Raw genomic sequence first — 5947 nt, forward strand, 5'->3', positions numbered from 1 at the left:
CACCAGCGCCGCCACGGCGCCCGCCAGCCGCGAGTTGGCTCCCGCCGCCTCATTGGCCGATGTCGCCGAATACCCGGCGCCGGTGGGCATGCCCTGGAACAGCCCGGACAGCAGGTTGGCGGCCCCCAGCGCCAGCAGGTCACGGTTGGATGACACGCGATCACCATGCTTGAGGGCGAAGGAGCTGATGGAGCCGTAGGACTCGGCGTAAAGAATCATCACCATGGCAAACGCCAACTCTCCCAGGCGCAGCCAGTCGGCGAACGGCAACACCGGCAAATGCGCCAGTTCCAGACGCAGGTCGATGACGCCGATCAACGCCACGCCATGGGCCTGCAGATCCAGCCACTGGCCGGCGGCAATCCCGAGGATCACCACCAGCAACCCGCCCGGCAGGCGCCGAACTCGCGCGCATAGCCAGAGCAGCAGCAACGCGACGCCCGCGACGGCAGCGGCGGCCCAGTTCCAGCGCGGCAGTTGCTCCAGGAGCTGGGGCAGGAAGCGAATCAGGTTGTTGTCGGTCAGGTGCACGCCCACCACGCAGGCCAACTGCTTGAGGATGATCGTCAGCGCCAGGCCAAAGGCAAAGCCACGCAACACCGGCTTGGCGATAAACGAGGTCAGCCCGCCCAGCTTGAGCATCCCGGCCAACAGGAAAAACGCCCCCGTCACCAGTACCAGGCCCATTGCCAGGCTCAGCCTGAGTGCCGGGTCATCCCCCGCCAGCGTTGCCGTGGCCGCCGCCAGCACCGCTGCCGAGGACGATGTGGCAGAGACAATCGCGAAGCGGCTGGTGCCAAACAGGCCGTAGCACAACAATCCGGCAAACAAGGCGATCACGCCCGCCTGGGGCGGCAACGCGGCGATGCTGGAATAGGCCACGGCCTCGGGCAGCAACAGGCCGGCGATGGACAGGCCGGCCAGCAAGTCTTGTGCACGGTTCGGCGTGGTGTCGCTCTCAGGCTTGGTGTTCAATCCCTAATTCCCTGGCAAAAAAAACGGCCAATCCGCTGTCTGCGAATTGGCCGTGATCATTGCACTGAAACCGGGTGCTGTCAGGACACCAGCGAATAAATCAGCGCGGTAATCGCCACCAGGCCCACCGCCGTCACGAACACGTTGGACGCCTGGCCACGGTACTTGGCCATCGCCGGCACCTTGCGGATCGCGTACATCGGCATCAGGAACAGGATCGACGCAATGATCGGCCCGCCCAGGGTCTCGATCATGCCGAGGATGCTAGGGTTGAGGGTCGCGACGATCCAGCACACCACCAGCATGAAGGCAGCCGTCATGCGGTCCAGGGTCTTGGCAGCCGGGCGACGGCCGCTTTTGAGCACCAGGCCCTTGAGGCCTTCACTGGCGCCGATGTAATGGCCCAGGAACGACTTGGCAATCGCCACAAACGCGATCAGCGGCGCGGCGAACTCGATGGTCGGGTTGCTGAAGTGGTTCGCCAGGTAGGACAGGATCGACAGGTTCTGCGCCTTGGCTTCGGCCAGTTGCGCCGGCGACAGGGTCAGTACGCAACTGAACACGAAGAACAGCACCATCACCACCATCAGGATGTGTGCCCGGGACAGGATCTGCGAGCTGCGTTCCTCGGCGTGTTCGCCGTACTGGCGCTTCTGGTCCACCGCAAAGGCCGAGATGATCGGCGAATGGTTGAACGAGAACACCATCACCGGAATCGCCAGCCACAGCGTGTGCAGCAGCGCCGACGGGGCCGGCACGGTGCTGGCGGTGCTGAGGATGCCGCCGTTCCAGTGCGGCACCAGGTACACGGCGAGGAACAGCAAGGCGACGATAAAAGGATACACCATCAGGCTCATGGCCTTGACGATCACCTGCTCGCCACACCGCACCACGGCCAGCAGGCCGAGGATCAGCACCAGCGACAGGATCGCCCGCGGCGGCGGCGCGATGTGCAGTTGATGTTCCATGAAGCTGCCCACGGTGTTGGTCAGCGCCACGCTGTAGATCAGCAGGATCGGGAAGATCGCGAAGAAGTACAGCAAGGTGATCGCGGCGCCGGCCTTGAGGCCGAAATGTTCTTCGACCACGTCGGTGATGTCCGAGCCTTCACGGCCCGAGAGCACAAAGCGGGTCAGGCCACGGTGCGCGAAAAACGTCATCGGGAATGCCAGCAGCGCGAGGATCACCAACGGCCAGAAGCCGCCAAGGCCCGCGTTGATCGGCAGGAACAAGGTGCCGGCGCCGATGGCCGTACCGAACAGGCCGAGCATCCAGGTGGTGTCCTGGCGGCTCCAGCTTGTGAGGGTTGCAGGTGTCGTTGCGTAGCGTTCGTCGACGCTATTGGCCTGATCATTCATCCGTTCGGATCTCCGCATTCACTCAGTCGAGACGAGTCAGAAAAACCTGACAGGCAGCGCCACGACCGAAACAGGGGCGCGATTGTCCGGGATTCGCTTGAAGAAGCAAAGACTTAGCTGAGGAATGGTTGTGCAGTGCAGAGGATTGAAGACGTTTCCGGCAGGGTCAATTTTACATTTCATAAGAAATCTATTTTATAAATTCATCACGTCATGTATTTTTAAAGCACGCCCCTCACTGGACTACCTGCCATGCCAATCGTGCGCATCGACCTTCGGAAAAACCCCGACGTCACCTACGCCAAGCGCGTCGGCGTATTGATCTACAACGCCATGCACACGGCCATCGGCGTGCCTGAGCACGACAACTTCCAGATCCTCACCGAGCACGATGAACACCACTTCATCTATGACCCGGAGTACCTGGGCATCCAGCGCACCGACAACCTGGTGATCATCCAGATCACCCTGAATGAAGGCCGCAGCACCGAGCAGAAAAAGCTGTTGTACAAGACCATCGCCGAGAGCTTGAACCGTGAACTGGCGGTGCGCCTGGAAGATGTGTTTATCAGCCTGGTGGAGGTCAAGAAGGAAAACTGGTCGTTCGGCAACGGGATCGCGCAGTACGCCAGCTAAACGTTTTATGATGCCACCCATCACTGCCACCACCTGATCCAGAGAGCCCTCGATGCCACGCGTGTCCCGCAAACAAGCCGAACTCAACCGCGAAATCATCGTCGAGGCCGCCACGCGGCTGTTTCGTGAGCGGGGCATCCATGGCATCAGCGTGTCGGACGTGATGGCGGCTGCAGGGCTGACCCATGGCGGTTTCTACGGGCACTTCGAGTCCCGCGAGGCACTGGCCACGGAAGCCTGCAACCGGGCGTTCGAACAGTCGAGCGAGCGCTGGCAGGCCAGGGTCGAGCAAAGCCCTGATCCCGAGGCTGCGCGCCTGGCGTTGATTGATCCGTATCTGTCGGCCGCCAATCGTGACAACCCCGGGGACAGTTGCCCGGTTGCGGCTTTTGCCGGGGAGATGTGCCATGAAGCCGCCGACAGCGCGTTGCAACGCAGCTTTATCCGGGGCTTTGAAGCGTCCATGGGCATCCTGGCCGCTACCCAGGCCACCGGAACCCCCGAAGGTGACCGGCAGGCCGCCATTGCCCAGTACGCGACGATGGTCGGCGCCCTCACCCTGGCCCGTGCGACCAAAGGCAACGGCCTGTCTGATGAATTCCTCGCTGCCGCCAGGAATCTCCTGATCCCGGAAAAAAACCTCGGCTGACGCGTTGACAGCCAAACGCCAGCGCCAGCATGATCGGCCCATGAACCTTATTCAGTTGGCCCTCACCCGCACCACCACCACGACCGCTTCCGGCGGGTCGTGTGGTAGCGGTGAGTGGCGCGCAACCTAAGCCACCCGGATTTACCCAAGGCCCCGCCAGCAATGGACGGGGCCTTTTTATTGCTCCGCCCATTCGGCAACCACAAGGAGCAGTACCATGCCTGACATCAAGCGCCCCGCCCTGCTGGTCATCGACATGCAGGTCGGCCTGTACGACGGCCCGGAAAAACCCTATGAACGCGAGCGCGTACTCGACAACATCAACCAGCTGATTCAGCGCGCCCGACACGTTGGCGTGCCGGTTTTCGCTGCACGTCACACCGGCCCTGCGGGTTCGCCCATCGAGGTGGGCAGCCCGTTTTGGCAACTATGGCCAGCACTGGAGGTTGATGAAGCTCGCGACACGGTTTTCAATAAAACCCGGCCCAGCTGTTTTCTCGGCACCGAGTTGTCGCAGCAACTGGCGGCGGCACAGGTGAATGAACTGGTGATCGTCGGGATGAAAACCCAGTACTGCATCGACACGACGTGCCGAGTGGCCGTGGAGCTGGGGTTCTCGGTGCTGCTGCCGGAGGATGCCCATACTTGTATGGACACCCCGGCGTTATCGGCCGCATCGATTATCGAGCACCATAACGCAACCTTGGCCGGGGCATTTGTGCAGCGTGTGAAAGCTGACGATATCTACTTCTAAAGCCTGGAGCTTTACCTAAGCCGAGGTTCTCAATACGTTGCGCAGTTCGCCATTGATCGCGCTCTGCGCAACAGCCAGTTGCTCCACCAGATCACCGGCTGCGTGCGCCGTTAACGCAATCACTGGGCGGTCCCAGTCGTAATTTCTTATTACATTGATGCGGAACCCACCATGGGTATCGAAGGAGGGGTACCAGCCGACATCCAATATAAGCCCACCGGCGTATTCAACCTGAAGCATGTCCTCTTTCAACAGGTGAACCTGACTCTCCATCGCCCCATCCTGCAAGATGGAGAGATCATCATGGGTGACGTTTCCGTCAATAAAGCCTAGTGAGATCAACTTGTTAACCTCCTGAATTCCTGCTCGGAAATCGGATGACCATGTATGACGCCCGCGCTTAACTCAATTCGAACCCAGTAGCTGGGCTTGCCATCACTGGCACCTATGACTTGCGGATACTCCCTGAGTTTCCAGGGTTTTGCATGAGTGCTTGGCACTCCATTTTTATAGGCTTCTCGCTCAAGCTTTTCAATATTTATACCGGGCTTGTATTTGGCCGGGCCGTATCGGGTGCTGCTGACAATATCTTCCCAAGCTAGGTTTTTTGATGGGCTGTGCTTGTAGCCATAAGGGGTCCACTCGACGATTTCGGGGGTGGCAGGAACATGCATCCATGACGTCTCTGCTAAGGAAAGTCGTCGAAGTCTGCTGCAGTAAAAAGGCCTGGGACGAGCGGTCTGGAAAATCAGATTAGGCTGGTGAGAAATGAAATTTTTCTGCGGTAAAGAAACGATCGGGACTACAAATCCCGCATAATCCAAGCCTCTAATCCTTCAGGAAGAACCTTCCGATGCCCGTCACCGTTCTGGTCCTGGTTGAAACCATCAACGACTACCTGCCGATCATCGAAGGCAATGGCTTTCACGTGATTCTTGCGCCCACCCCGGCCGAACGCGCCAAGGCCATCAAGACCCACGGCGGGCAGGTCCAGGCGGTGCTGACCCGTGGCCCGCTGGGCCTGTACGCCGAGGAAATCGCCGCGCTGCCGCTGCTGGAGATCATCTGCGTGATCGGCGCCGGGTATGAACACGTGGACCTGCAAGCCGCCAGCAACCGTGGAATCGTGGTCACCAATGGCGCCGGGGTGAATGCGCCGTCGGTGGCCGACCACGCCATGGCGTTGTTGCTGTGCCTGGTGCGGGACATTCCCCGGGCGGACGCAGCAGTACGGCGCAGCGAATGGCCCAAGATAATGCGCCCTTCCCTGGCCGGCAAACAGTTGGGTATTCTCGGCCTGGGCGCCGTGGGCCTGGAAATCGCCAAGCGGGCTGTCCTGGGTTTTGGCATGGAGGTGAGTTATCACAACCGCCAGCCCCGCGAAGATGTGGACTACACCTACTGCGCCACCGCCGTGGAACTGGCGCGGGCCTCGGACTTCCTGATCCTGGCCACCCCGGGCGGCGCCAGCACGCGACATTTGATCGACCGCCAGGCCCTCGACGCACTGGGGCCCAACGGTTTCCTGGTGAACATCGGCCGTGGCAGCGTGGTGGTCACCGCCGACCTGATTAC

Annotated in this window: 8 protein-coding genes; 4 read left to right on the plus strand and 4 right to left on the minus strand. The window is 60.8% G+C overall.

Annotation, left to right across the window (positions count from 1 at the left end; all coding sequences use genetic code 11):
* The coding region (locus tag HX846_RS34350) for a SulP family inorganic anion transporter (protein ID WP_178967164.1) at positions 1–975 on the minus strand (975 nt) is incomplete at its 3' end.
* A gap of 80 nt (positions 976–1055) precedes the next feature.
* Positions 1056–2333, minus strand: coding sequence for a serine/threonine transporter (locus HX846_RS34355; RefSeq protein ID WP_102604662.1), 1278 nt, complete (start codon positions 2331–2333; stop codon positions 1056–1058).
* A 252-nt stretch (positions 2334–2585) separates the two neighbouring features.
* On the opposite strand from HX846_RS34355, the gene HX846_RS34360 reads away from it, so the two are divergent.
* The 3 genes from HX846_RS34360 to HX846_RS34370 all read left to right on the plus strand — a co-directional run bounded on the left by HX846_RS34360 (position 2586) and on the right by HX846_RS34370 (position 4372).
* The gene (locus HX846_RS34360; RefSeq protein ID WP_003210790.1) at positions 2586–2969 is read left to right on the plus strand and encodes a tautomerase family protein; all 384 of its coding nucleotides are present in this window, start codon (positions 2586–2588) and stop codon (positions 2967–2969) included.
* Positions 2970–3021: 52 nt separating this feature from the next.
* On the plus strand, positions 3022–3618 hold the full coding sequence (locus tag HX846_RS34365; protein ID WP_102369272.1) for a TetR/AcrR family transcriptional regulator: 597 nt from the start codon (positions 3022–3024) through the stop codon (positions 3616–3618).
* Positions 3619–3835: 217 nt separating this feature from the next.
* Positions 3836–4372 carry a cysteine hydrolase family protein gene (locus HX846_RS34370; protein WP_178967165.1) on the plus strand — a complete coding sequence of 179 codons (537 nt, stop codon included), beginning with the start codon at positions 3836–3838 and terminating at the stop codon, positions 4370–4372.
* Between the two features lie 15 nt (positions 4373–4387).
* On the opposite strand, the gene HX846_RS34375 is transcribed toward HX846_RS34370, so the two are convergent.
* Both HX846_RS34375 and HX846_RS34380 read right to left on the minus strand, forming a co-directional pair.
* The gene (locus tag HX846_RS34375; RefSeq protein ID WP_003210784.1) at positions 4388–4714 is read right to left on the minus strand and encodes a hypothetical protein; all 327 of its coding nucleotides are present in this window, start codon (positions 4712–4714) and stop codon (positions 4388–4390) included.
* A complete protein-coding gene (locus tag HX846_RS34380) occupies positions 4711–5196 on the minus strand; it encodes a hypothetical protein (protein ID WP_177008206.1) in 486 nt (161 codons plus the stop codon). Before HX846_RS34380 ends, HX846_RS34375 begins: the two co-directional genes overlap by 4 nt.
* A gap of 29 nt (positions 5197–5225) precedes the next feature.
* Here HX846_RS34380 and HX846_RS34385 point away from each other — a divergent pair.
* A partial coding sequence (locus HX846_RS34385; RefSeq protein WP_178967166.1) for an NAD(P)-dependent oxidoreductase occupies positions 5226–5947 on the plus strand: 722 nt, incomplete at its 3' end.

Source organism: Pseudomonas sp. K5002 (assembly GCF_013386655.1).
Lineage (GTDB): Bacteria > Pseudomonadota > Gammaproteobacteria > Pseudomonadales > Pseudomonadaceae > Aquipseudomonas.